Here is a 24,592-nt window from a genome sequence, read left to right on the forward strand (position 1 = left end):
AAGGCCCCGTCCGTAACGGACGGGGCCTTCGGCTTGTGGCTGGGGCCGGGGTCGAACCGGCGACCTATCGCTTTTCAGGCGATCGCTCGTACCAACTGAGCTACCCAGCCACGAGGTTTCACGTGAAACATGTAACCTCGGCGGTCCTGACGGGATTTGAACCCGCGGCCTCCACCTTGACAGGGTGGCGAGCACTCCAAACTGCTCCACAGGACCTTGCTGTTGTGTGCGACGTAAGTCTCGCACACCGTGTCGTGTGCTCCCAACGGGTTTCCCGGCTGGCTGACGGGCTGAAGTCGCTGGAAAAGCGTATCAGACCACGGGCCGTGCTCCGCCCACGCGATAACCGTGCGACAGCGCAGGTGGAAGGGCATGCCGTCCGGATTGCCGGGTGTCCCGGAGCCTCGCGCGCTGCCGCGTTTGGCCGGAGCAGGGGTGGGGCACCCGGCGATGAAGTCGACGGGCATCAGGACGTTCACCGTCCCGTCCGCCCCCACCCTCATCCCCAGGAGGAGTCATGGTCGACAAGGGTCGGACCGACAAGGTCAAGGGCAAGGCCAAGGAAATGACCGGCAAGGCCACCGGCGACCGCGAGCAGGAGCTGGAAGGCAAGCTCGAGCAGGCTCGCGGCGAGGCCAAGAAGATCAGGGGCAAGGCCCAGGAGCAGGTCGAGAGGGACACGCGCTCGGCGAGGCGGGACCGCGGCTGAGTCCGCTGCCCCAATGACTCTGCCGAATCCGCTGGGATCGCCGCGCGGTCCGTTTGCGCGAGGCGTGCCAGGTACTCGGAAGGCCCATCCGAGAACTTAGGAGGTGCCTCCCTCATGGAACCCGGCACCAGTACGGACACCCGGCCGACGACCGGGGACAACGAACCGGTCGTGCTGCCCGGCGCCCGGCACTCCCAGCGTGCCGGCGAGCGTGAGTCGGAGAGTCCCGACCAGGAGAGCCACATCATCCGGGGCGAGGACTAAGAGGGCTGACGAAGAGTGAAGAGTGAAGAGTGACGAGGACGACACGGTCACCGGTCTTCCGGCGCAGCCCGGAGCCTGGTGACCGTCTCGGCGATCTGGTCCTGGAACGACTCGGGGAGGTCGTCGCCCGTGACGGCGCCGACCAGACTGTCGGCCACCTCGTGCAGCTTGGTGTTGGTGTTCTGGGAGACCGAGACCAGCACCTGCCAGGCGTCGTCGGCGCTCAGACCGAAGGACGCCATCAGGACGCCACGGGCCAGGTCGATGACCGGTCGCGTCTGCATGGCCCGCCGGAGCTGAACCACTTCGATACGCAGATCCTGGTCCAGGTCCGCCTCGCCGAGCGAGACGGGCTCCGCCCCGGCTTCCGCCCCGGCTTCCGCCCCGGCTTCCTCGGTCTCGCCGGTGGCGGTGAACAGCGGCAGCGTGCCGGTGAGCGACAGCAGCCGGAGGACCGCCGTGCCGGCCGCCCGTATGGTGATGATCTTGCTCTCGTCGAGGGCGTGCCTCCGGAGGCGCAGCAGGACGTTCAGGCCGGAGCAGTCGCAGAAGTCGACGCCCGTCAGATCGAGGCCGATGCCGCGGTCGGAGTGGGCGAGGGCCTGGCGCAGGCCGTTGTGCAGTGCCTGTTCCGTGACGAGGTCGATCGCTCCGGACACCACGACGAGCGTTCCGTGGTCCGAGGGGTGTGTCTCGAGCTTCAGCGGCGGCGTCCCGCCATCGCCCGGGGGACGGACGGGTGGTGCCAGGGGCACTTCGTCCGGCCCTGTGAGCTGCGTAGTAACTGCACGTTCTGACATTGCGGCCACTCCGTAGGCATCGGTCCGTGCCTGCTCCCGTTCAGGTTCGGTCCGGAGGGTCTCATACGTCAAGAGAAACATGAAATGAAGTTCAGCCTTTTGAATACGTGAATCGATCGGCCTATCCTGGCGGCATGCCTGGAGTACCCGAATCCCACACCGGCTGGACGTTCCTCACCAACCACTCCCGCGTGCTGGCCGCGATCGCGGAGGATCCCACCATCCGCATCCGCGACATGGCCGCACGTTGCAGGCTCACGGAGCGGGCCGTGCAGAAGATCGTCTCGGATCTGGAGTCGGCCGGTTATCTCACCCACACCCGTCAGGGGCGCTCCAACGCGTACCGCATCGAGGACGGGACGATCCTGCGGCACCCCGCCGACGAGGGGCTGACCGTGGCACGGCTGCTGTCCCTGCTCGCCCGGCACGACGCCGGACGCGCCGAGGGACAGCGCGAGCTGCAGTCGACGGCCCCGCACGCGCGAAGCTCCGAGGACGACGCGTGACGCGTTGAGCTGGTCCCCCTGGGTACCCGCGTCCCCGACCCGGCCTGATCAGGCCTTGCGACGAAGGGACAGCGCTGTGAGCGACTACCGCACGGAAACCCCGGGGGAGGATGGGGACAAGGCGCGGCCTAAGCCTGTCCCTAGGGATCTGCCCGATCAGCAGGCCGGCGCCGACGGCGACCCCGACCCCTGGGAGCCGGCCGACGAGGACCCGGCGGCGAACGAGCGGCCCGACCCGGAGGTCCCCGACACGGACGAGGCCGGTACGGGCAAGCGCGGCGCCCCGCACTCCGGCAGCGGGCGCCCAGAGCACCCCGTACCCGACGAGCCGTCCGCCTGACAGTCCTGCCCTGACAGTCCTGGGAAGTCCCCCAGAAGCACGAAATGGCGGCCACCCCACGAACTCGGGATGCCGCCAACCGTACTTACAGTGCCCCCAACGGGATTCGAACCCGTGCTACCGCCTTGAAAGGGCGGCGTCCTAGGCCGCTAGACGATGAGGGCGGGGCCGCGAGAAGCATAGGTGATGGCGGGGAGGTTCGCCAAAACGGTTTACGGGGGTGGGGTGGACGCGGGTGAGGAGGACGGCGAGGGCGAGGGGACCGGTGTCGCGCCCGGCTGGTTCTCCTTCGGGAGATGGCGGCTCACCTCCGCCGTCGTCAGTCCGAGGCCGCCCAGTTTGATCTCGTCCCAGGCCTGGAGGCGACGCGTGTCGCGGTCGAAGTAGAGGACGGACGTCTCGATCTGGTCCGGGTTCCGCTTCTCCAGCGCGCGCAGCCCGCTGCCGCCCGTCGAGCCCTCGATACGCAGCCTCGTGCCCTTCTGCATGACCTCCATCTCCGCGTGGTGGAGGTGTCCGGCCAGGACGAGCGGGACCACGCCGTCGGTCCGCCGGGCCGCGTCCGGCTCGTGGACCATCGCGATGTCGACCGGTGTGCCCAGGGTCCGCTGGTCGCGGATGGCCGAGGCCAGCCGGTCGCCCGCCACCTCCTGGTCCTGGCCGCCGTCCTCCTCGCCCGCCGAGCGGTCCGGGGTGAACGCCGGGTCGCCGATGCCCGCGAAGCGCAGCCCTCCGACGGTGACCGAGCGGCCCTCGTCCAGGACCTGCACGTTCTTCATGCGCTGCAGATAGCGCTGGGTGAGCTGCGAGTCGTGGTTGCCCCGGACCCAGACGTACGGGGCCCCGAGGTCCTTGATCGGGTCCAGGAAGCCGTTCTCGGCCGCCGTGCCGTGGTCCATGGTGTCGCCGGTGTCGACGATGACGTTGATCTTGTACTGCTCCACCAGCGACGCGATGATCTTCCAGCTCGCCGGGTTGAGATGGATGTCCGAGACATGCAGGACCCGGATCGTGGCGGGGTCCGGCTGGTAGGTCGGGAGCGTGGAGGTGACGTCGTACAGCTTCGTCATGTTCGTCACCAGGCGCGCCAACTCCTTCTGGTAGATGTCGAATTCGGTGACGATGCTGCGCGCGTTGCCGACCAGGGAGGGGGCGGAGGAGAGGAGCCCGGAGAACTTCGGTTCGAGGACCGATTTGGGGTTCCAGGTCGCGTACGCCGTCGCTCCCGACGCCATCAGGAGGGTGAGGGCGAGGCCGCCGGCCGCCAGGGCCCGGCGGGGGCGGCGGTAGACCACGAGGCCGAGGGCGGTGGCTCCGGAGACGACGGCCACGCAGGAGCGTACGGCCAGGTCGAGGGTGCCGTGGCCGACGTCCTGGGCCACCTCGTCCTGAAGGCCGGACAGGCGTTCGGGGTGGTCGACGAGGGCCTGGGCGCGGACCGGGTCCAGCTGGTCGACGTTGACGTCGAGGCGGACGGGCGCGGTGTGGCTGCTCAGTTCGAGGGCCCCCAGCGGGGAGACGTTGATCTTCGTGCCACCGGTGAGGGAGGGACGAAGGGTCATCGTCGTGTTCATCGGGCCGACCGGCGCGCGTACGTTGCCGACGATCAGCAGCCCCAGCCAGGCACCCAGAAGGACCACCGCGACCAGGCCCAGCACGCGGGTCCAGGGGTGCGGCTGATGGACCAGCTCGGCGGCCGGATGCGCGCGGCGGGCGCGGTAGCGGCCGGTGAGGGCGGTCAAGGGGCGGGTGAGGGAGCGGGGGTTGGTGGGGCGGGTGCTTCGGGGGTGCGGGGTGTTGGCGGGTACGCGTGCCATTGGTCCCGTATGCCCAAGGGGCGGCGCGGCTATGCGGGGCGGTGTCGTCCGTACGGCCGGGGCGGTGACTCTCGTACGGCCCGGTCCGTAGCCCCCGTACGGCCGACTAATACCGGACAATGGGCGTGTGCTGGAGATGACGCGCGAGGAGTTCGAGGAACTGGTCGCCCAGGCGCTGGACCGCATTCCGCCTGAGCTGACGCGGCTGATGGACAACGTCGCGGTGTTCGTCGAGGACGAGCCGCCGACGGACGATCCCGAGCTGCTCGGGCTCTACGAGGGGACGCCGTTGACCGATCGAGGGGAGTGGTACGCGGGGGTGCTGCCCGACCGGATCACGATCTACCGGGGGCCGACCCTGCGGATGTGCGAGACCCGGGACGACGTGGTCGCGGAGACCGAGGTGACCGTCGTGCACGAGATCGCCCACCACTTCGGGATCGACGACGAGCGGCTGCATGCTCTGGGGTACGGCTGAGGGGCTGAGGGGCTGAGGCCGGGGAGGTCGGTGGGCCGGGCGCCCCGCTGCTCGGCCAGCACCGCCCGCCTCATTTGCCCGGGGACGTCAGCTGTAGCCGGTCCGGGTTGGCGCTGGCCGCCTGGTCATCCTGATCATCGCGGCCGGTCGGTGTCTGGTGCCCGGGCGTCACGTTCGTCGGGTGGCAGGGGTGGAGGGTTCACCTCCGGGGGCACGGTCGGTGGGCCGGGGCGTTGGATGCGGCCCGTTCCAGGGGGCGTTGCTCGGCTGCTCATCGCGGCCGGGCGGGGCGTCGGCTGATGCCGGGGTGCCGGGATGCCGTGTTCGCCCGGCGGCCGTGACGGGCCGGGGCGTGCAGAGGCTCTTGTGGGGCGCGTGTCTTCTTGTGGGCGACGGGAGTTGAGCACGTTGACTCCTCGACTCTCCACCGGAGGTGGCTGCCCGTGCGCCCCTTGCATGTACCTGTCCGACTGGCCGCCACCGTCGTGGCCGTCGCAGCCGCAGCCGGCTGTATGAGCGTGGGTGACGACGACGGCGGCCGGGTCAAGCCCTCCCACTCCGCGGGGCAGAAGGGCGGCGAGGCGCCCGACGGGGGCGCTGCGGTGACCGGTGGTGGTGGTTCCGGGTGGGCCGGCGGGTCCGACGGCGGCGGCAAGCGCGGGCACGGGAAGGGCAAGGGGGACTCGAAGGGGGCCAGTGGGGCGCCCGTCTCTCCCGGTGCCTCGCCCTCCGCCGGGCACAGCGTGCCGGCGTCGGCGCCCGCCAAGCCGGGCGGTGGCAGCGCCGGGCCCGTCGTCCCCGGGGAGCCCACGCCGACGAAGGCGCAGCCGACGCCGACGAAGACCGCCGAGCCGGAACCGGAGCCGCCTGTGGAATCGCCCACACCGCCGCCGCCCCCGCCGTCCTCCCCGGTCGCGGAACCGTCGTCCTCGGCGCACGAACCACCACAACAGGCCCAGCCGCAACTGCTGACTCGGGAGCCTGCACCGGAGGCCGGCTCACCTGTCTAGACAGGAAGGTCCGGGAGGGCGCTGACCTGCGAGGACGGTACCCAGTTTGCCTAAGGGGGTGGTGGGTGCGTATGGTGGTAGATCGTTTGATCCCATTGCCTGGCGCCTTGAATAGACGCGCCGCGTGTGGCGCGTACTCTCCCTTGCCGTGGCTGACCGCATTGAGGCGGTCGAATTGCGAAATCACGGAGTTGACGGGCGCGTGCCGACGAGACTCCGGAAGGTTTCGCATTCGCATGTCCATTTCCAGTACTGATCACATCGTCGTGCCCGAGAACGACGAGGTCATCGACCTCGACGCCGTCGAGACGACCGACACCGACACCACCGCCGACGTCACCGACGCCGAGGCCGGCGAGCCGCAGGTCACCTTCAGTGACCTCGGTCTCCCCGAGAACGTCGTGCGCAAGCTCGCGCAGAACGGTGTGACCAGCCCCTTCCCGATCCAGGCGGCGACCATCCCGGACGCCCTGGCCGGCAAGGACATCCTCGGTCGGGGCCGTACCGGCTCCGGCAAGACCCTCTCGTTCGGTCTGCCCGTGCTGGCGCGTCTCGCCGGCGGCCAGACCGAGAAGAAGAAGCCCCGCGCGATCATCCTCACGCCGACCCGTGAACTCGCGATGCAGGTTGCGGACGCGCTCCAGCCCTACGGCGACGTCGTCGGCCTGAAGATGAAGGTCGTCTGCGGCGGTACGTCGATGGGCAACCAGATCTACGCCCTGGAGCGCGGCGTCGACATCCTCGTCGCCACGCCGGGTCGCCTCCGCGACATCATCAACCGCGGCGCCTGCTCCCTGCAGAACGTCGAGGTCGCAGTCCTCGACGAGGCCGACCAGATGTCCGACCTGGGCTTCCTGCCCGAGGTCACCGAGCTGCTCGACCAGATCCCCGGCGGCGGCCAGCGCATGCTGTTCTCGGCCACGATGGAGAACGAGATCTCCACGCTGGTCAAGCGCTACCTGACCAACCCGGTCACGCACGAGGTCGACAGCGCGCAGGGCAACGTCACGACGATGTCCCACCACATCCTCATCGTGAAGCCCAAGGACAAGGCGCCGGTCACGGCCGCGATCGCCTCCCGCAAGGGCCGCACGATCATCTTCGTCCGCACGCAGCTCGGCGCCGACCGTGTCGCCGAGCAGCTCATCGAGTCGGGCGTCAAGGCCGACGCCCTGCACGGCGGTATGACCCAGGGCGCCCGCACCCGGACCCTGGCCGACTTCAAGGACGGTTACGTCAACGTCCTCGTCGCCACCGACGTCGCCGCTCGCGGTATCCACGTCGACGGCATCGACCTGGTCCTGAACGTGGACCCGGCCGGCGACCACAAGGACTACCTGCACCGCGCGGGCCGCACGGCGCGTGCCGGCCGCACGGGCACGGTCGTATCCCTCTCCCTCCCGCACCAGCGGCGCCAGATCTTCCGCCTCATGGAGGACGCGGGCGTCGACGCCGGGCGTCACATCATCCAGGGCGGCGCGGCCTTCGAGCCGGACGTGGCCGAGATCACCGGTGCCCGTTCGATGACCGAGGTCCAGGCGGAGTCCGCGGGCAACGCCGCCCAGCAGGCCGAGCGTGAGGTCTCGCAGCTCACCAAGGAGCTGGAGCGTGCCACGCGGCGCGCCTCCGAACTCCGCGAGGAGGCCGACCGCCTGACGGCGCGTGCGGCCCGCGAGCGGGGCGAGGACCCGGAGGCGGCTGTCGCCGCGGTCGCGGCTGTGGCCGAGGCCGCCGCTGTCGAGGCCGCCGCCGCTGCGGAGGCTCCGGTGCGCGAGGAGCCGCGTCAGCAGCGTGACGAGCGGGGCAACTACGAGCGTCGCGAGCGTCCGTCGGGTGGCTTCAACCGCGACAACCGTGACAACGACCGTGGTGGCCGTTCCTTCGAGCGCCGTGACGAGCGTTCCTCGGGCGGCTTCCGCCGCGACGACCGTCGTGACGGTGGCGGCGACCGTGGTGGCTTCCGCCGCGACGACCGCCCGTCGGGTGGCTTCAACCGTGACCGTGACGGCGACCGTGGCGGCCGTTCGTTCGACCGCCGTGACGAGCGTCCCGCGGGCGGTGGCTTCCGCCGCGACAACGACCGTCCCACCGGCGGTGACCGTGGCGGTTTCCGCCGCGACGACCGCCCCTCGGGTGGCTTCCGCCGCGACGACCGTCCGTCGGGTGGCTTCAACCGTGACCGTGACGGCGACCGTGGCGGCCGTTCGTTCGACCGCCGTGACGAGCGTCCCGCCGGTGGCGGTTTCCGCCGCGACAACGACCGTCCGGCCAGTGGTGACCGTGGTGGCTTCCGCCGCGACGACCGCCCGGCCACCGGTCACCGTGGCAGCGACCGCCCCTTCAACCGCGACCGCCAGGGCGACCGCCCCACCGGCGGCGGCTTCCGCTCCGGCGGCCACGACCGCCCGTACGGCCGCCGCGACGACCACCGTGGCACGGGTTCGGGCTCCGGCTCGGGCACCGGCACCGGTTCCTCCTTCGGCCGCCGCGACGAGAAGCCGCGCTGGAAGCGCAACGGCTGATCATCACCCGGTCGTCGGCCGGTCACTGAGTGATCGCTGACTGATTGGTGAAGGGCCCGTACGACTCCGGTCGTACGGGCCCTTCGTCGTTCCGAAAATCCCTCCGACCTCACAAGTGCCCACTGATAGGCTCCCGTTGCTCTGCTCAGGGCATGCACATCTCAAGCCCACCTGGTGCACAGGTCGAGGGCTGTCGAGGGTCGAGGGGCCGGGGGGTTCCGTGAAGGGCCGTGGTTTCGTGCGCGGTATTTCGGCGCGTGGTCGTATGGGGCGTATGGGGCGTACGGGGAGACGTGCGGGTGTCGCCGTCGCCGCGTCCGTTGTTCTCGGGGCCGGGTTGAGCCCCTTGCTGCCGTCGGATTCGGCGGTGGCGGACGAGCCGCAGTCGGCGCAGGAGACGGTGGTGCCGACGGCGTTCAGGAGCTACGGCCTGGAAGCGACGTTCCGGGCGTCGTCGACCCACAATGGCCACGACGCCGCCGGGGCACAGGGCGTGTTCCACACCCTGGAGGGTGCGACCGGCCTGCTGTGGACGCGTTACGCGGACGGCGAGTCGGTGAGTGTTCCGACGGCGCCCGCGGGGACGGTGCCGTTGACGACCGGCACGGATGTCCTGGCGTACAGGCACGCCGACGGACGGGTCGACTTCTGGGACGCGACCGACGGCACCAGCCGCAGCCTTCAGATCCCGGCCGGCCTCGCCAACCTCACGTCCTACGACAACCTGACGATCGCCTACGAGATGGTGACCGGCGAGGACGGCACGGCCACCCGAGTCATGCATCTGCTGACGCCGGGGCCGGACGGGACCACTGGGAACGTGACGGTCGCGGGCGGTCCGACCGGCCTACTCCTCGGGGCGGCGGCCGGCGCCGATGCCGAGACGCTGTACTTCCGTGCGTCCGTGGACGGGCAGACGGGCCTGGCCGCCGTGGACCGCGCGACCGGTGAGGTGCGGGGCTGGAGCGGCCCGCTCCCCGTTGAGTACTACAAGGTGAACCTGGGCGGTGGCAGGGTCGTCGTCTCCGCCACCGACAAGGCCACGGTCCTGGTGTTCCCCCGCGACCTGTCGGCGGCGCCCGCCGAGGTCAGGCTCCAGGGCGTCAGCGACGGGTCGAACGCCACTTTCTCCCTGGCCGTCGTCGGCGACTGGCTGATCAACGGGGCCTACTCGACGACCGCGCAGCCCATTTCGGGCGGCGAACAGGTGACCCTGCTGCGGTCGTCGGGGAACGCGACCGCAGCAGGCCCCGGCGGCACCGCTGTGAAGATCGGTACCGGCACCGGCGCCCGGGGCATCCAGCGCATCACCCCGGACGCGGACGGCGGCCCGCCCGTCGTCACGCTGGTCAAGGCCCTGCCCAATCCGCCGATGCAGATCCAGGGACTGTCCCTGGAGCAGGGGCGGCTCGTCGTTCTGGAGCGGTACAACACCGTCATACGCGCCGCCATGGTGAGGACGGTCTCCCCGTCCGGCACCCCCGAGTTCGGCGAGCGCACCGGGTTCGGCGGTCATGTCCCCATCGCCACCTGTGCCGCCACCGACGTCGCCTGCGCCCAGGTCCAGGGGATGGCCGACGGCCGTATCGCCTGGCTCGCACACGACGAGACCACCGACCGGATCAGGGTCGACAGACCGGGTGCGAACGGCCTCTGGGAGCGCACCGGGCTGCCCCAGGGCGGACAGATCACCGATGTCTCGGGCCGGTACCTGCTCTACACAGCGCCCACTCGGCAGGACGTCTACCGGATCGGTGACGACGGCGCTCCGGCCGTCACCCGCACCCCTGGCCCCGCCGCCCTCTCCGGCGACGTCCTGTGGTCGACCGGCGCGACCCCGGGCAGCGTCACGGCGTACGACCTGACCGCGAAGAAGACCACCGAGACCCTCACCACCGACGCCGGCTGCGCCCCCACCGAACTCCAGGCGCTCGGCCGCTGGTTGTACTGGACCTGCGACGGCAGGGCGGGCGTTTACGACCGCACCGCGCGGACGTCCGTGCCCGTGCCCGTCGGCGAGGCCAAGCTCGGGGACGGATACGTCGTCACACACGACCGGCAGGCCGGGAAGCTGACCCTCACCACGGTCGCCGACGGCACGCCCGCGAGCCGGATCATCGGCGAGCTGCCCGACACCGGGGTCTCGCAGCGGGACGTGCGCTGGACCGTGGACGAGTCCGGGGCCAACGCCGCATACGTGGACGGAGAGGAGCGCGTGCACCTCGTACCGTCCGGAGTGCCGCAGCAGCCGCTGCGCCTGCTGGCGCCTGCCGTGCGTTTCCCGTTCGCCAAGGTGCGGGGGTACGGCGTGACGCCGGATCCACTGGTCACCGTGCTGCTGTCGAAGCCGTCCGGGTCCTGGCGGCTGACGGTACGGAACCGGGCCACGGGGAAGGTCGTCGACACCGTCGACGGCGGCGCCGCGCGCGGTGAGCTGACGGTGGGTTGGGGCGGCCTGCTGGGGAATTACGGGGGCTCCGGGTTCCACCCGAACGGCTCGTACGACTGGACGCTGAGCGTCACTCCGGCGGACGGCGTCGGAGCGCCGGCGGAGGTGCGGGGCACCGTGGGGCTGTCGCGCGGCAGCGCGGTGCGCCACGACTACGTGGGCGGCCCCGGCTGGCAGTCCCCGGACGCCACCGGCGACCTGCTCTCCCTCACCCCGTCGGGCACGCTGGCGTTCCATCCGGGCACGGGCAAGGGCACGTTCTCCGGCAAGGTCGGCGGAAGCGGCTGGCCGGCCGGGATCACGGCGGTGCCCTTCGGTGACCTGAACTGGGACCGCTGCAACGACGTCCTCGTACGGCTGAGCAGCGGGGCCCTGCGCCTGTACAAGCCGGCCTGCCACACCGCGCTCACGCCGTCGGCGCGGTACATCACGCTCGGGACCAGTGGCTGGAACCAGTACGACGTGCTGACCTCGCCCGGCGACGTGACGAAGGACGGCCGGCCCGACCTGATCGCCCGTAACTCCGCCACCGGCACCGTGTACCTCTACCAGGGCACGAGCGCGGGCAAGCTCTCCGCACGCGTGAAGCTGTACGCCAACTGGAAGACGTACAAGAAGGTTGTCGGCGCCGGCGACCTGAACGGCGACGGTATCGGCGACCTGTTGGCCCAGGACAAGGCCAACACCCTGTACCGCTACTACGGCACCGGGAAGGGCACCTTCACCGCCCGGGCCAAGGTCCTCTCCAACTGGGGCGCCGGCTACAACGCGATCGTCGGCGTCGGTGACATCACCGGCGACGGTCGGAGCGACCTGGTCGTGCGCGACACGGCGGGGAACCTGTTCCGCAACCCGGGCCTCGGGAACGGGACGTTCGGGCCGCGGGTGAAGATCGGGAGCGGCTGGCAGGGATACAAGGGCCTGTACTAGAGGTCTGGAAGCCTGGAGGTCTGGAGGCCTGTTCTGGCCACGGGCGGACGATTTTCGGTCGGCCTGTGGCGCATGTCATACCCCCGGCAAGGGAATTGCTGGGGGCATGACAGATGACGCCATAACGACTGGGCTGTCGGACGAGGAACGGCTTGCCCAGCTCGGTTACACCCAGGTCCTCGCCCGCCGTATGTCGGCGTTCTCCAACTACGCGGTCTCCTTCACGATCATCTCGGTCCTGTCGGGCTGCCTGACCCTCTACCTCTTCGGCATGAACACGGGCGGCCCGGCCGTGATCACGTGGGGCTGGGTCGCAGTAGGGCTCATGACCCTCTTCGTGGGTCTGGCGATGGCCGAGATCTGTTCGGCCTATCCGACCTCCGCGGGCCTCTACTTCTGGGCCCACCGGCTCGCCCCGCCCCGCACGGCTGCCGCCTGGGCCTGGTTCACGGGCTGGTTCAACGTGCTCGGGCAGGTCGCGGTTACCGCCGGCATCGACTTCGGGGCGGCGTCCTTCCTGGGCGCCTACCTGAACCTGCAATTCGACTTCGAGGTCACACCGGGCAGCACGATCCTGCTCTTCGCCGGCATCCTCGTCCTGCACGGCCTCCTCAACACCTTCGGCGTCCGCATCGTGGGTCTACTGAACAGCGTCAGTGTGTGGTGGCACGTGGTGGGCGTGATCGTCATCGTCGGCGCCCTGACCTTCGTACCGGACGAACACCAGTCCGCATCCTTCGTCTTCACCGAGTTCGTGAACAACACGGGCTGGGGGAGCGGTGTGTACGTGGTAGCCCTGGGCCTCCTGATGGCCCAGTACACCTTCACCGGCTACGACGCCTCCGCACACATGACCGAGGAGACCCACGACGCCTCCACGGCGGGCCCGAAAGGCATCGTCCGCTCGATCTGGACGTCGTGGATAGCGGGCTTCGTGCTGTTGTTGGGCTTCACCTTCGCCATCCAGTCGTACGACGACACGCTCGCGTCCCCGACCGGCGTACCGCCCGCCCAGATCCTCCTCGACGCGCTCGGCGCGACCGCCGGCAAGCTGTTCCTGCTGGTGGTGATCGGGGCGCAGCTGTTCTGCGGCATGGCGTCGGTCACGGCGAACTCCCGCATGATCTACGCCTTCTCCCGCGACGGCGCCCTTCCCTACTCGCACATATGGCACACGGTCAGCCCCCGCACCCGTACCCCCGTCGCGGCGGTCTGGCTGGCGGCGTTCGGCGCACTGGTCCTCGGACTCCCCTACCTGATCAACGTGACGGCGTACGCGGCCGTGACGTCGATCGCCGTGATCGGTCTCTACATCGCCTACGTCATCCCGACGCTGCTGCGGCTGCGCAAGGGCGAGGCGTTCGAGCGGGGGCCGTGGCATCTGGGCCGTTGGTCGCGCGTGATCGGCGTGGTGTCGGTGGCGTGGGTGGCCGTGATCACCGTGCTGTTCATGCTGCCCCAGGTCGCACCGGTGACCTGGGAGACCTTCAACTACGCCCCGATCGCCGTCCTGGCGGTGCTGGGCTTCGCGGCGGTGTGGTGGGTGGCCTCGGCGCGGGAGTGGTTCCTGAATCCGGAACATGAGCGGACCCGGGCGCGGGAGGCGGCTCGCAAGGGGGCGGCCGAACCGGTCGATCTGTAGCGAGGGCACCCATTTCTCCGCATGGGCCGCCACCCTGTGGTGGAGCGACCCGGCCGTGTCCCCGATACCCGATCGGAGTCCTGGCCGGGTCCGGCTATGCTCGGGGGTGCAACATCGCTGGGACCCTTAGCTCAATTGGCAGAGCAGTGGACTTTTAATCCATTGGTTGTGGGTTCGAGTCCCACAGGGTCTACGGGTAGTGGGTGGGGGATATGGCCTCTGACCTGCTGTGCAGCGCCTGATTCGACTTCGGTCGGGTCGGGCGCTGCTTGGTTTTCAAGCCACTGCGTGAGGGATGCGTGAGCGGATGTGCCAGTGGTCTGCGGGTCGGCTACGACTGAGCCCCTACGGAAGGGCAGTGGCAACAGACAGGTGGGTCTAAGGCGTCGGTCCTGCCCGCGTCAAACCTGCTGAAATTCGATGTTGAGCGCTTGAAGTGACCGGCTGGACCCGATGTCGGACCTGGATGGCACGATTCCCGGCATGGAACTCGTACACCCGCTCGACGGCCTGGACGACCATCCCTGGTCTTCCTTCTCCCACGCCTACGGCAGCGCGGAAGATCTCCCCGATCTCCTGAGGGCCCTGGCCGGCACCGACCAGGGTGCGGGGGACGAAGCGTTGTCGGAGTTGTACGGATGCGTGCTGCACCAGGGGACCGTCTACGCCGCCAGCGCGGAGGCGGTTCCGTTTCTGGCCAGGATCGCCGCGGTCGGCCACCGGACGGCAGATGTGCTGATGCTGCTCGGGGGAATGGCCGAGAGCGATGACGAGCACGGCGTGGTACCCGGCACGGTCCGGGCGGCCGTGGTTGAGCAACTCCCGCTGATCCTGCCTCTGTTGGCTGCCACCGAGCGGGAAACCCGCCGGACCGCAGCCTGGGCAGTGTCCCACACCCGCGCGACCGCACGCGTGCTTCCCGCCCTCCGTACGCGTTGGAACGAGGAGCCGGAGCCCTCGGTGCGCGCGGAGGTGTTGGCAGGGATTTCCCGGCTCGACCCGTCGGCCGGCGCGGCGGGAGCCGCCACTGTCCTGGACCCGTCCCAGCCTGCCGAGCTACGCATGGCTGCCGTCTTCGCCTGCCTCGACGCGGATGGGTCCTGGACCGAGTCCCACCACACGACCATGCTGTCCCTTCTTCCCGCCGACGCACTTGGGTCCGACCTCGCTTTCGAACGCAACGAACCTCTGGCAGCCGTAGTGGAGAAGCTGCTGAGACGAGGCCGGGACGCTGACAGGGAGGCGGCGTTCGCGCTCCTCGACGCCGCCCTGCGCGATGGCCGGGCCGATGTGCGGGCTGAGGCTCTGTGGGCGGCCGACCGTGCCTGCATGCTCTCCCGCAGCGCACCGCGGCGGCTGCTGGCAGGTCTGCGCGCGGCGGCTGTCGACGAGAACGCCGTGGTCGCCGTGTCATCCCTCCTGGGCCGTCTGGGCACCGCCGCCGCATCGGCCACAGACGTCCTGGTTCCGCTCGCCGGCCGGAACCCGGAGCAGGACGACGACCATGCGGACCGGGCGCTGGCCGCGCTCGTGCTGGTCGCGCCCGCTCAGGCCGCACCGCTGCTGTCTGCCGGGCTCGGGCGACGCCCGCGGGCGCTCGATGCGGCTGCCGGGTTCCGGAGGCCGACGGACAGCGCCTTCCCGTACGACGGTGAGCTCCTCGACGCGCTCAGGCACCGCCTCTCCCAGCGCGAGGCCCTGAGCGGCAACGAACCAGGGCAGCTGACGGGCCTTCTGGCAGGTTGGGGCCCCCGGGCAGGGGCGGCGCTGGCCGAACTACACATGGTGCTCCCCCACTTCCCGGCCCAGGCAGCCCGGGCCATCGTCGCCATCGCCTCCGACGGAACTCCCGGCGAACGTGCCCAGGCGGTCACGTCGTTGCGGACCGAGGCGGAAAACGGCTCACTCTCCGCGGCGAAGGCCCTGTACGAACTCGTCGGCGAGCACACGCTCCTGGCGGACTGCCTCGATCGGGAGTTTCGCCACGGTGGCCGTCGGCTCACGGAAGCCGCGGCGACGGCCGGCACGCTCGGCCCCCGGGCGGCAGCCCTGGCGTCCGCCCTGCGCGAGGCGCTCAGCGGCCCGGACGGCGACACCACCACGCCCGCGCTGGACGCGGACGTAGCCCTCGCCGAAGCGCTGTGGCGCATCACGGGGGACGCCGCCACAGCGGTCGCTGCCCTGGACTCGGTCTTCGCCCGCGCCGCACACAACTCCTGGTCCCAGTGGCCCCTCATACGGGCCGCCCGAACGACGGCACTCCTCGGGGCGGCGGGGCGGCCGCTCACCTCTCGCCTGGAAGCCCTTCTCGACCACCCGACCCAGACACCGGCCGCGGTGCTGGCCCTCACCAGCGTGGCGGAACCCGCCTCACTTGACCGCACCACACTCGCCGCAGCCGTCCTGCGCTCAGCCGAACAGGAAGCCGATCCTTCGGGGGCCTGCGACGCCCTGGAAGCCCTCGGTGTCCGAGCTCTGACCGCCGACCACCTGTGTCGGCTGACCACCCTCGCCGACGGCGACGCCCGGGTCATCCGCTCGGGAGTAGTAGACCGCATCATCCGCGAGGACGAAGCTTTCCGAAGCCGCGCCCGGGCGCTCCTCACCGCATTCACGGCTCCTGCCGTCCCCTGACGTCCAGGCGCCACAGATCGCTGCAACGTCGCCCGATTATGGTCCGCACTTCCCGAACGAGACCATGCGCCGTAGCGGGCCGAATGGGTCACACTGCCACAGGCCCCGATGACAGCGCGTTCGCAGCCCTGATCGCAGCCTTCGTCTGGGCCGCCATCGTCGCCGGGCGCTGGCACGAAGCGAAGAACCACGCCCACCAGGCCGACGCCGCCACCAGGCCGTCCACGACCTCCAGACAGCCGCCGACCGCGCCCTCGCCCCGACACTCGCCGAACTCACAAACCGCCCACCCACGGAGGAAGCCCGCCGCGTTCTGGTCCGCGACGTGCGAGCAGCCGTCCCCGACCACGCCGAGCGAATCCTCGCCGACCCGGTCTGCCAACCCGCTCGCGTCCTGATCACACGCATCCAGCACACCGGCCGCAACCCCGCCCCCAACCGCCGAGCCGAGGCGGCCCGCCGACGCACCACCATGAACCCGCCCATGACTGGCGTCGGGCCGCACGTGGCACGGACCGCCACGATTCCGCTGCCCGCAAAGCCAATCAACCGACGACAGTCGTGAGGAGACCAGACCCGGCTTCTCGAAGGCGTGACGTAAACGCCTTCCGGCGATCACGCATGGGCTTCTTCCGTCACTTCGGCTCAGAACCGCACGATGATTGCCCGCGAGCGTCGTTCTGTATGGCCCCTTGGCACAACTTCCCTACGCTGCCCATCATGCGCGACGTCGAATACCGAAGCAGCGGCGTTCCTCTGGAGAACTACCCGCTCACTCGCCATGATCACCGTCGGCAGAAGGAGAGTGAGGAGAGCAGTCGGTGGGTTCGGCAGCAGGTTGATGAGGACAACGCCAAATGTCGGGCAGACCCAGCGATGGCGGAGCGACGTCGGCAGGCGTTCGCGGAGGTCGCCAAACTGATGGAATCCTTCAAGAAACAGGACCACGAGATCATGCGGTGGCGGGTCCGGCTCTACTGCGGCCACATCATCGAGACAGCGGCGCATTACACGTACACCAACCCCATCGACGCCGGCGCATACAGCAAGCGATGCCTGAGTGCGGGGAAGAGCGGTCGACGGTCGTGGCATACGAACCCATTGGACTGCTCGCAGAGCCACCCGAGCCCACATCGGCACCGGCACCACCGCCTCCGAAGAAGCCAACCCGAGCCGAGCTCGAGCGACGGGTCAAGGAACTGGAGAAGGAGAACGAACACCTTCGCGCGAGGCCCGGCGGCGGAAAGGCGCCGTTCCGAGAGTGACCGGTCCACAACAAAACGGATCGGAGAGCCGGTCTGCGCCTCGATCGCCACGGTGTCGGCGGAGCCGAGTCCCTTTGGAGTGGCAGTGACCACACGTCCCAGTTCGACTGCTGCTCTGCTGTGATCAACTGCCCGAATTTGCCAGCGCCGTTGGCCCCTCGGCTCGGATGCTCAGGGATCTCGCGGTGCCCTCGCACGGGGTAGCGTTTCCATGAGGTCGATGGAGAGGACGTTCGCAGCCATGCCGATGCCTGCCGGTACCGACGAGCCCGAAGCCCTGCGCGGGCTCATCCTGGACTTCGCCGGAGTGCTGACCGCCGATCCTCGGCCGACCCACCGCCTGTGGGCCGAATCCGAGGGACTCCACGCGGAGGCGTGGCGCGCCACCCTCAACGACACTGCCGACGGGCGGCGCTTGTACGCGGCACTGGAAATCGGGCAGCTCGGCCAGGTCGAGTGGAACGCCCAGACGGCCGCTCTGCTCGGCACGCACATCGACCCGACGAACCTGATGGGCCGCGTCTGGTCAAAGGTGCCCGCGGCCCAGCGCATGGCCGCACTCGCCCGTGCGGCCAAGGAGGCGGGTTACCGGCTCGCCCTCTTGTCGAACAGCTTCGGCCTGGATCCCTTCAACCCGTACGAGCACGTCGGTATCTGGGACCTTTTCGATGTACACGTCATCTCCGAAGTGATCGGCATGGCGAAACCGGACCCGGCGATCTACCAACTGACCCTGGACCGTCTCGGCCTTCCTGGGACAGCGTGCGTGTTCGTCGACGACCACCCGGTGAATCTTCCTCCCGCTGAAGCTCTCGGGATCACCACCGTCCTCGCAACGAACGAGGACAAGGCGGTATCCGAGTTGGAGAGCCTGCTCGGCGTGACCGCCGAGGTACCCGTGCAGGGCTGATTTCAGCCGCCGGGCCGGACCCGGCGCGGACGCGGGGTGTCGGCCGCGCGCCAGAAGTCGGTACGGTCCACTCCTGGCGGAGCGGAGGAGGAAGTGGCTGTCATGCAATGGTCGGAGTACACCACCGCCGAAAGACTCAAAGCGCTCCGCAACGGCATGACGCAGGAGCAGTTGGCCGAGATCGCTGAGGTCTCCGTCGGCGTTGTTCGAAAGCTGGAGCGCGGCGGCACGGCTTCACTCCCCTCCCTGCTGTCCATCGCTTCCGCCCTCGGTACCGACATCGCCGTCCTCTTCGGGCAGCAGGAGCCCCGTCGCTCGATGGACCGTGACGAACGGGCGGCTCTGCGCACCCTGTCCGCCGCGACACATGACGCCGCCATCGGCTTCTCCTCCGACGCGGAGCCGGGAACGGTCGACGAACTCCGGGCCGTTGTCCAGCACGCCGACGCGGCCTACTGGCAGGGGCGATACACAGAGTTGGGGGCCTTGCTCGGCGCTCTGTTACCCGAGGCCCGCGCGCGGTACGACGCCTCGAACGCGCACGAGAGGGCAGCTGCGGCCGGCGTTCTGGCCGACACCTTCCAGACTGCCGGGATGGCCGCGAACGTCTGGGGATCACGAGATCTTGCCTACGCGGCGCTCACCTACGGCCGCCAGATCGCCGTACAGGCAGGTGACGATCTGCGCGACGCGCATCTAGCCGCCACCACGTCGTGGGTCAACCTTCGCGATGGGCGGACGGCGCAGGGCTTCTCGCTGGCCGCTGCCCAGGCTGACCGGATCGAGCCGAAGATGTCGGAGCACGACCCGGATCGGCTCTCGGTGTACGGGCAGCTCGTCACCAATGCGGCCGTGGCCGCTTCCCGTGGCGGTTCCTCTCCGGAGACGGCCCGCGAGTACCTCTCCCAGGCCCATGCCGTCGGCGCCCGCCTCGGTACCGAGCACGCTCGTGGAGAACATGCCCAGCCCTACGGGCCGCTGTACGCCGCCACGCAGGCCATGAGTATCGCCGTCGCCCTCGGCGACATCCCAGGAGCCTTGCGGCTGATGGACACGGTCAGGCTGGACGACACCGTTCCCTTGGCCACGCGAGCCCGCTACGGCCTCGACGTCGCCCTGACCCATGTGGAATGCCAGCGGTGGGAACGGGCCGCAGACACCCTCGAAGCGGTCTGTGCCATGGCCCCCGGGTGGGTGCAGCATCAGATGCTGCCCGGAGTGATCATCTCCCGCCTCGCCGGTCTCCCGGTCAATCGCCTGCGCGGACTGGCCCACGCCGCAAGAGTGCCCCTGGGCGTCCGCTGACTGCCACGACTCGTGGCAGCTGGACGACGAGCCTGTGCGGTAGCTGCCACGCTCCATGACGCCACACCTCACCACCAACTGCCGGAACCCGCACGCGGCATGGCAGTACTGACTCTGCGAACCTCTTCCACAGCCACGGAACGTGCCTGTCCCGCACACACCTCCGGCAGCACGCTGGGGACATGCCGAACTCCCTCCCCGGCGGCCTCGGACACGTCCCGGTCGCCGTCTACTCCTGTGCCGCGACAGCGGCTCTCGTACGCGAGGCCGAGCGCCGTACGCGCCAATACGCCGACGCCCGGCATTGGCACGTGGCCGGCGCGTGGTTCGACACCGACCCGACCGTGCCCTTGGACACCCGGCCCGGTTGGGCGGCCATGACAGGCGCTCTGTCGTCCGGTCTGATCCGTGGCATCGTCGTCGTAGGCGCCTCCCATGTAGTTCTCGACGCAGCGCAGTTCGCCGCGCTGGGTGTCCTGATCCGCGACCGAGGTGGGTTCCTTGCGGAAGCGACGCCCGGGCCACCGCGCCGCGCTCCCGGCCAGCAGGTTCGCCGCCGAGCCCTCCTCGAAGGAGCGGCTGGATGGTTTCCGTACGGGCACCTCGCCCCTGAGGCGTCGTGGTGAGCCGGGCACGGGCTGAAGTCGGCGACGTCGTCCAGGACGCTGCGGGCCAGCAGGCGATCGTGACCGACATCAGACGCAGCGGGTCCAGCGGGACCTGGGTCCTGCGACCTCGGTGGGGTCCCACGACAGCTCAGTGGGAGACCGCCGAGCCCGACTCGCTCACCGTCGTGGAAACCCGCGCTTCCCGCTTCAGCAGCGGAGAGGACGCCTGGTGAGGGGCCGCCGCAGCGTCCGCGCAGGGCGCGTTGAACGGAGCGTTCGGGTGCGCTTCAGCAGCCGGCTCGTCAACCAGCTCGGCGGCCAGGTGACGACGGCACCCGCCAGCCACCACCCGATGCACGTCACTGCCTACGGCTCCGTCACTGCCTGGAAGGAGGCACCCACATGTACGCGTTCGGCCTGTGCATCGACCAGAACTACCTCTCGCCCGGTCTCGTGACGATCGCTGCTCTGGCGGACAGCCTCACCCACAGCGCACGTCGAAGCGCGGCTCTGCGCATTCTCACCCTCGACCTTGCTCCCGCGCACATGGTGCTGCTCGCCGACTTTGCCAAGCGCGTCGGCTTCGGAGCCGTCGACATCGCCCGTCGCTCACCGCTGCGCGCCTCGCGGATGGCCGACGCCTCGTACATCTCCCTCACGACGTACCTGCGGTTCGAGTTCACGCCCGCGTTCGTCCGCCGCCCCTACCTGGTCTACGTGGACGCCGACACGCTCGTGCGCGGAGATCTGACCGTTCCCCTCCACGACCTCCTCCCGGGGGAAGTCGGCGCGGTGCGCGACGAGTTCAACCCGGTGGTCGGCGCATCCCCCGCGCTTCCCGGCGCGGCGGAGCGATGGCCTCACCTCAAAGGCCGCCCCTACTACAACGCCGGCCTGCTGTGGACCCGTACCTCCGAGCTTTCGGGTATCCGGGCGGGCGTCCAAGGCGTCCTGTCCCAGCAGCGCAGGCATATCCTGCACAACGACCAGGACGCGCTGAACCTGTGGCTTCTGCACCACGGGAGAGTGCGCGAGGCCGACCCGAAGTTCAACCGGTTCGAGGTCGGCCGGTACCTCGAACGCGGAAACTGGGTCCGCCGCGTCGTCGCCCGGCCTCTACGTTCCGATCCGAACGCCGTGGTGGTCCATTTCGTCGGCCCTGAGAAGCCGTGGCAGGCGGCATGTCCCCCGACGGAGGACGTTCGCGAGTACCGGGATCTCCTGCGGTACACGATGCGGCACGTCCGCGCGCTGGGCGCGGCCCATCCCGAGCCGGCGGGGATGCGATGACCAGGCCACCGCCGATGGTCTCCCGGGCCTGCGTCACTCTCCTCGGGACGCCCGCCCGATCCGCGGACCGACTGAAGGCCGGCTCCCGCATCGCCGTCTACCGCACCGCTCTGCACGACGGCCGGAACGTGGTCGTGAAGCTGTACGCGCCGACGGCCCGCCGCAACGCGTTCACCGAGGCGAGGGCGATCAGGGCCGCCGCGACAGCGGTACCCGTTCCCGAAGTCCTCGGCCGCGGCACCATGTCCGACGAGGGGGCGACGGCGCTCATCATGTCGGACCTGGGAACGCTCACCCTCGGCGCGGCCGTACAGGCCGGCCACATCCCGCGCGCCCGGGCGCTGAGGGATCTCGGCGGTCTTCTCGCCCGGCTTCACCGAGCAACGGTCGCACCGTCGATCCCCCGACGACCGTTCTTCGACACCGTTGCGGCACTGACCCGCCACTGCCCGCCCGACCTGCTCGGTGAGATCGCCCCCGCCCTCGCTGTCCTCGCTGACGTCCCGGACTTTGCGCCGACCGTGTGGTGCCACGGCGACCTTCACTTCGACAACGTCGTTCTCTCAGGGCCGGCACGCACCCCCCACCTGGTCGACTTCACCGATGCTGCCCCCGGACGCCGGGAATCGGATCTCGCCCACGCCGTCGTCATGACGGCCGCCCACTCGCCCTGGGACCGAAGCGCGCTCACCGGGGCCTACTCCCTCGCCTGGAACGACACCCGCCTCGCGGCCTGGGCCGTCATCCACACGGTCAGCTCTCTGGTGCACGCCGCCCCCGGCACGGACCACGCCCTGTGGTCGAGCCGCCTGGCCGACCTCGGTCGCCAGACGCCCCACCTCTTCCGACCCGTACCGAAGAAGGGAACCCTCCGATGACCCACCCCGGACTTACGGTCGTCATCCCCGCCCACAACGAAGCGGCCTACCTACCCCGCTACCTCCCCACGGTCCTGGCCTCCCTCGCACGGTGGCAGGACACAAGCGGGGAGCAGGGCGAAGTGGTTGTGGTCGACAACGCCTCCACCGATGCGACCGCCGACATGGCCGCGTCCTTCGGAGTCCGTGTGATCAGCGAGACCGTGCGCAACATCGGCCGGGTCCGCAACAGCGGCGCTGCTGCCGCCCATGGGGAGCTGCTCTTCTTCACCGACGCCGACGTCGCCCTGCCCACGGAGGCGATCACCGCTGCGGCAGCCGCGATGGACTCGGGGGCCGTCGGCGGCGCCATCCCGCCGCTGTACACCCCCGAACGCTTGGGCGCCCGCCTGCTGTGCGCGTACTGGGACCACTACCGCACCGCCCACGGAGGGGCGCAGGGCGTCGCCCAGTTCTCCACCGCCACGGCGTTCAAGGCGATCGGCGGCTACCGCGACGACCTGTACATGAGCGAGGACGTCGACTTCTTCGCCCGGCTGACCGCCCAGGCGGTGCCACCGCCGCCCCGGTCGAGATTCTGGAAGAACTGCGCGTACGGCCGTCCACACGCCGCTATGACCAGTGGTCCAGCCTGCGCATGCTGTGGTGGCAGAACCCCGTCACCGCCCGCCTGCGGCTGAACTCCCCGCGCATGTGGCGCCACTGGTACGAGAGCACCGTCCGATGAGCCACCAGGCCGCCACGCCAGTGGATCTGCCCGTACCGGACGCCGAGGGTATTTACACGTTCCCCGACGACCTCGTCCGCGCACACCAGCAGTGGACCGACCAACTTGCCGAACGGCACCGTGCGGACGACGACCAAGTCATCGAGCTGAAGGCACCCCACAGCCGACGTTCGTACTACATCGAGGCGCGTCGCCCGGAGGGCCGGCCCGTCCTCGTCATCGAACCGCACCACGACGACTTCGCCCTGTCGGCCTCCGGAACCTTTCTGACCCACCCCCGCCCGCTCACCGTGGTCACGGTGTTCACCCGGTCGCGCAGCATCCACCCGGCGCTGGAAGGCGCCTACTCCACCGAGGCGGCGGTATCCGCCCTGCGCGACCAGGAAGGCGCCGCCGCACTCACCCCGTTCTCCGCCACCAGGACGCTCCTCGACCACAAGGACGCCGACCCGCCCTACCAGCCCTATGACAAGCGCCGGCTGGAGCGCATCACGGATGAACTCCGCGAGATCATCGCCCAGCACCCCGGCACCGAACTCCTGGCCCCCGCCGCCGTCACGCGCCACCCCGACCACCTGCTCGTGCACGAAGCCGCGGTCCGTCTCGGATGCCGGTGGTTCTGGGAGGATCTCGCTTTCTGGTCCACGTACGCGCTCAGCGGCTGCGACCAGAACCTCTTCCGTATGCGATCAGACCGACCGGCTCTCAGCCCGTCACTGGTCGACGTCACCGACGTCATCCTCGACAAGGTCACGGTTCTCCGCATGCACGGCTCGCAGATGCACCCGGCGCGGAAGGCGTACCGACCGTTCCGTCATGCGTGGACCACTGCCGCTGATCTCCTGGCCGGCACCGGGACCTACGCCGAGCGCTTCTACCGGACGGAGTCCCTGTGAAGGTCATCGCCCTCGAAGGGCCCTCCTACGCCGGAAAGTCCACCGCCATCGCTCACCTGCGCCAACAGGGCATCGAGGACCGTGTATTCGTCTCGGACTGCTACGTCGACCACATCGGCCACCGCCAAGACATTCCTCCGGTCCGTACGGCGTCCGCAGCCGCACAACTCGCCGCGTTCGAGACGTTCATGTCCATCGAGGGCCTCCGCGTCCGCCGAGCGCTGGCCGGCGCCAAGCCCGTGGTGCTCCTCGACCGTTCCGTGGACACCCTGCTCGCCCATGCCCACGCCCTCGACGCCCTCTTCGGCTTCGACGTCCACCACCAGCTGCGCGACCGGCTCCAACAGCTTCCGTTCCTCCGCCCCGATCACACCCTCTACCTCGACGTGCCTGCCGAATTACTGAGCCTGCGCCGCAAGGCCGCCGGGCACACGGCGACGGAACCCGATTACTTCCTCCACGAGCCCGGGTTCCTCGACCAGACCCGCGACTACTTCGTCTCCGAGACCCACCAACTGGTCTCCCGCGAGGTGACCGTGCTCTCCGCCGACGCCACCCCGCCGGAGGTCGCACACAGGGTGGAAGCCCTCATCACGTCATGGAAGCGGTGAT

Annotated in this window: 21 protein-coding genes, 4 tRNA genes and 1 pseudogene; 21 read left to right on the top strand and 5 right to left on the bottom strand. The window is 69.8% G+C overall.

Going from position 1 to position 24,592, the window contains the following annotated elements:
• Positions 1-36 precede the first annotated feature (36 nt).
• Positions 37-110 (bottom strand) — tRNA-Phe (locus LUX31_RS23880).
• 31 nt (positions 111-141) lie between these two features.
• Positions 142-216, bottom strand: a tRNA-Asp gene (locus LUX31_RS23885).
• A gap of 301 nt (positions 217-517) precedes the next feature.
• Between LUX31_RS23885 and LUX31_RS23895 the strand changes: the two genes are divergently transcribed.
• The gene (locus LUX31_RS23895) at positions 518-709 is read left to right on the top strand and encodes a CsbD family protein (protein ID WP_235477002.1); all 192 of its coding nucleotides are present in this window, start codon (positions 518-520) and stop codon (positions 707-709) included.
• A 114-nt stretch (positions 710-823) separates the two neighbouring features.
• The gene (locus LUX31_RS23900) at positions 824-973 is read left to right on the top strand and encodes a hypothetical protein (protein ID WP_235477003.1); all 150 of its coding nucleotides are present in this window, start codon (positions 824-826) and stop codon (positions 971-973) included.
• A gap of 47 nt (positions 974-1,020) precedes the next feature.
• On the opposite strand, the gene LUX31_RS23905 is transcribed toward LUX31_RS23900, so the two are convergent.
• The gene (locus LUX31_RS23905; RefSeq protein WP_328285735.1) at positions 1,021-1,728 is read right to left on the bottom strand and encodes an ANTAR domain-containing protein; all 708 of its coding nucleotides are present in this window, start codon (positions 1,726-1,728) and stop codon (positions 1,021-1,023) included.
• A gap of 179 nt (positions 1,729-1,907) precedes the next feature.
• Here LUX31_RS23905 and LUX31_RS23910 point away from each other — a divergent pair, with 179 nt between their 5' ends.
• Both LUX31_RS23910 and LUX31_RS23915 read left to right on the top strand, forming a co-directional pair.
• Positions 1,908-2,279 carry a helix-turn-helix transcriptional regulator gene (locus LUX31_RS23910; protein WP_235477005.1) on the top strand — a complete coding sequence of 124 codons (372 nt, stop codon included), beginning with the start codon at positions 1,908-1,910 and terminating at the stop codon, positions 2,277-2,279.
• A gap of 76 nt (positions 2,280-2,355) precedes the next feature.
• Positions 2,356-2,619 carry a hypothetical protein gene (locus tag LUX31_RS23915; protein ID WP_235477006.1) on the top strand — a complete coding sequence of 88 codons (264 nt, stop codon included), beginning with the start codon at positions 2,356-2,358 and terminating at the stop codon, positions 2,617-2,619.
• A gap of 91 nt (positions 2,620-2,710) precedes the next feature.
• Here the strand turns inward: LUX31_RS23915 and LUX31_RS23920 are convergent.
• Both LUX31_RS23920 and LUX31_RS23925 read right to left on the bottom strand, forming a co-directional pair.
• Positions 2,711-2,783: transfer RNA gene (locus tag LUX31_RS23920), tRNA-Glu, on the bottom strand.
• 48 nt (positions 2,784-2,831) lie between these two features.
• Positions 2,832-4,436, bottom strand: a complete 1,605-nt coding sequence (locus LUX31_RS23925; protein ID WP_235477007.1) for a metallophosphoesterase family protein — start codon at positions 4,434-4,436, stop codon at positions 2,832-2,834.
• A 127-nt stretch (positions 4,437-4,563) separates the two neighbouring features.
• Here LUX31_RS23925 and LUX31_RS23930 point away from each other — a divergent pair, with 127 nt between their 5' ends.
• The 17 genes and pseudogenes from LUX31_RS23930 (at position 4,564) to LUX31_RS24010 (ending at position 24,591) form a co-directional block, all read left to right on the top strand.
• Positions 4,564-4,914, top strand: a complete 351-nt coding sequence (locus LUX31_RS23930; RefSeq protein WP_235477008.1) for a metallopeptidase family protein — start codon at positions 4,564-4,566, stop codon at positions 4,912-4,914.
• Positions 4,915-5,357: 443 nt separating this feature from the next.
• Positions 5,358-5,924: a hypothetical protein gene (locus LUX31_RS23935; RefSeq protein WP_235477009.1), complete on the top strand. Its 567-nt coding sequence runs from the start codon at positions 5,358-5,360 to the stop codon at positions 5,922-5,924.
• A gap of 236 nt (positions 5,925-6,160) precedes the next feature.
• On the top strand, positions 6,161-8,446 hold the full coding sequence (locus LUX31_RS23940) for a DEAD/DEAH box helicase (protein ID WP_235477010.1): 2,286 nt from the start codon (positions 6,161-6,163) through the stop codon (positions 8,444-8,446).
• A gap of 274 nt (positions 8,447-8,720) precedes the next feature.
• Positions 8,721-11,825, top strand: a complete 3,105-nt coding sequence (locus LUX31_RS23945) for an FG-GAP repeat domain-containing protein (RefSeq protein WP_235477011.1) — start codon at positions 8,721-8,723, stop codon at positions 11,823-11,825.
• A gap of 106 nt (positions 11,826-11,931) precedes the next feature.
• The gene (locus tag LUX31_RS23950; RefSeq protein ID WP_235477012.1) at positions 11,932-13,467 is read left to right on the top strand and encodes an amino acid permease; all 1,536 of its coding nucleotides are present in this window, start codon (positions 11,932-11,934) and stop codon (positions 13,465-13,467) included.
• 120 nt (positions 13,468-13,587) lie between these two features.
• Positions 13,588-13,660, top strand: a tRNA-Lys gene (locus tag LUX31_RS23955).
• Positions 13,661-13,950: 290 nt separating this feature from the next.
• Positions 13,951-16,101 (top strand): hypothetical protein, encoded by a 2,151-nt coding sequence (locus LUX31_RS23960; RefSeq protein WP_235477013.1) that lies wholly within the window; start codon positions 13,951-13,953, stop codon positions 16,099-16,101.
• A 2-nt stretch (positions 16,102-16,103) separates the two neighbouring features.
• Positions 16,104-16,666, top strand: a pseudogene (locus LUX31_RS23965) (mobilization protein); the annotation flags it as partial.
• A gap of 947 nt (positions 16,667-17,613) precedes the next feature.
• Positions 17,614-18,276 carry an HAD-IA family hydrolase gene (locus tag LUX31_RS23970; protein WP_235480033.1) on the top strand — a complete coding sequence of 221 codons (663 nt, stop codon included), beginning with the start codon at positions 17,614-17,616 and terminating at the stop codon, positions 18,274-18,276.
• A 102-nt stretch (positions 18,277-18,378) separates the two neighbouring features.
• A complete protein-coding gene (locus tag LUX31_RS23975; protein WP_235480034.1) occupies positions 18,379-19,581 on the top strand; it encodes a helix-turn-helix domain-containing protein in 1,203 nt (400 codons plus the stop codon).
• Between the two features lie 182 nt (positions 19,582-19,763).
• Positions 19,764-20,207: a hypothetical protein gene (locus LUX31_RS23980; RefSeq protein ID WP_235477014.1), complete on the top strand. Its 444-nt coding sequence runs from the start codon at positions 19,764-19,766 to the stop codon at positions 20,205-20,207.
• Positions 20,204-20,422 (top strand): hypothetical protein, encoded by a 219-nt coding sequence (locus tag LUX31_RS23985; RefSeq protein ID WP_235477015.1) that lies wholly within the window; start codon positions 20,204-20,206, stop codon positions 20,420-20,422. The genes LUX31_RS23980 and LUX31_RS23985 overlap by 4 nt, the downstream gene beginning before the upstream one ends.
• 169 nt (positions 20,423-20,591) lie before the next feature.
• The gene (locus tag LUX31_RS23990; protein ID WP_235477016.1) at positions 20,592-21,479 is read left to right on the top strand and encodes a glycosyltransferase family 8 protein; all 888 of its coding nucleotides are present in this window, start codon (positions 20,592-20,594) and stop codon (positions 21,477-21,479) included.
• The gene (locus LUX31_RS23995; protein ID WP_235477017.1) at positions 21,476-22,357 is read left to right on the top strand and encodes an aminoglycoside phosphotransferase family protein; all 882 of its coding nucleotides are present in this window, start codon (positions 21,476-21,478) and stop codon (positions 22,355-22,357) included. Before LUX31_RS23990 ends, LUX31_RS23995 begins: the two co-directional genes overlap by 4 nt.
• The gene (locus tag LUX31_RS24000; RefSeq protein ID WP_235477018.1) at positions 22,354-23,037 is read left to right on the top strand and encodes a glycosyltransferase; all 684 of its coding nucleotides are present in this window, start codon (positions 22,354-22,356) and stop codon (positions 23,035-23,037) included. The genes LUX31_RS23995 and LUX31_RS24000 overlap by 4 nt, the downstream gene beginning before the upstream one ends.
• A 43-nt stretch (positions 23,038-23,080) precedes the next feature.
• On the top strand, positions 23,081-23,980 hold the full coding sequence (locus LUX31_RS24005; protein WP_235477019.1) for a PIG-L deacetylase family protein: 900 nt from the start codon (positions 23,081-23,083) through the stop codon (positions 23,978-23,980).
• Positions 23,977-24,591 carry a dTMP kinase gene (locus tag LUX31_RS24010; RefSeq protein ID WP_235477020.1) on the top strand — a complete coding sequence of 205 codons (615 nt, stop codon included), beginning with the start codon at positions 23,977-23,979 and terminating at the stop codon, positions 24,589-24,591. The genes LUX31_RS24005 and LUX31_RS24010 overlap by 4 nt, the downstream gene beginning before the upstream one ends.
• Position 24,592 lies beyond the last annotated feature (1 nt).

The organism is Streptomyces sp. GQFP (assembly GCF_021545335.1).
Taxonomy (GTDB): Bacteria; Actinomycetota; Actinomycetes; order Streptomycetales; family Streptomycetaceae; genus Streptomyces.

Coding starts and splice junctions, on each gene's coding strand:
- LUX31_RS23895 (WP_235477002.1), top strand. CDS start 518: ATGGTCGACAAGGGTCGGACCGACAAGGTCAAGGGCAAGGCCAAGGAA.
- LUX31_RS23900 (WP_235477003.1), top strand. CDS start 824: ATGGAACCCGGCACCAGTACGGACACCCGGCCGACGACCGGGGACAAC.
- LUX31_RS23910 (WP_235477005.1), top strand. CDS start 1,908: ATGCCTGGAGTACCCGAATCCCACACCGGCTGGACGTTCCTCACCAAC.
- LUX31_RS23925 (WP_235477007.1), bottom strand. CDS start 4,436: ATGGCACGCGTACCCGCCAACACCCCGCACCCCCGAAGCACCCGCCCC.
- LUX31_RS23940 (WP_235477010.1), top strand. CDS start 6,161: ATGTCCATTTCCAGTACTGATCACATCGTCGTGCCCGAGAACGACGAG.
- LUX31_RS23945 (WP_235477011.1), top strand. CDS start 8,721: ATGGGGCGTACGGGGAGACGTGCGGGTGTCGCCGTCGCCGCGTCCGTT.
- LUX31_RS23950 (WP_235477012.1), top strand. CDS start 11,932: ATGACAGATGACGCCATAACGACTGGGCTGTCGGACGAGGAACGGCTT.
- LUX31_RS23960 (WP_235477013.1), top strand. CDS start 13,951: ATGGAACTCGTACACCCGCTCGACGGCCTGGACGACCATCCCTGGTCT.
- LUX31_RS23970 (WP_235480033.1), top strand. CDS start 17,614: ATGCCTGCCGGTACCGACGAGCCCGAAGCCCTGCGCGGGCTCATCCTG.
- LUX31_RS23975 (WP_235480034.1), top strand. CDS start 18,379: ATGCAATGGTCGGAGTACACCACCGCCGAAAGACTCAAAGCGCTCCGC.
- LUX31_RS23980 (WP_235477014.1), top strand. CDS start 19,764: ATGCCGAACTCCCTCCCCGGCGGCCTCGGACACGTCCCGGTCGCCGTC.
- LUX31_RS23990 (WP_235477016.1), top strand. CDS start 20,592: ATGTACGCGTTCGGCCTGTGCATCGACCAGAACTACCTCTCGCCCGGT.
- LUX31_RS23995 (WP_235477017.1), top strand. CDS start 21,476: ATGACCAGGCCACCGCCGATGGTCTCCCGGGCCTGCGTCACTCTCCTC.
- LUX31_RS24000 (WP_235477018.1), top strand. CDS start 22,354: ATGACCCACCCCGGACTTACGGTCGTCATCCCCGCCCACAACGAAGCG.
- LUX31_RS24005 (WP_235477019.1), top strand. CDS start 23,081: ATGAGCCACCAGGCCGCCACGCCAGTGGATCTGCCCGTACCGGACGCC.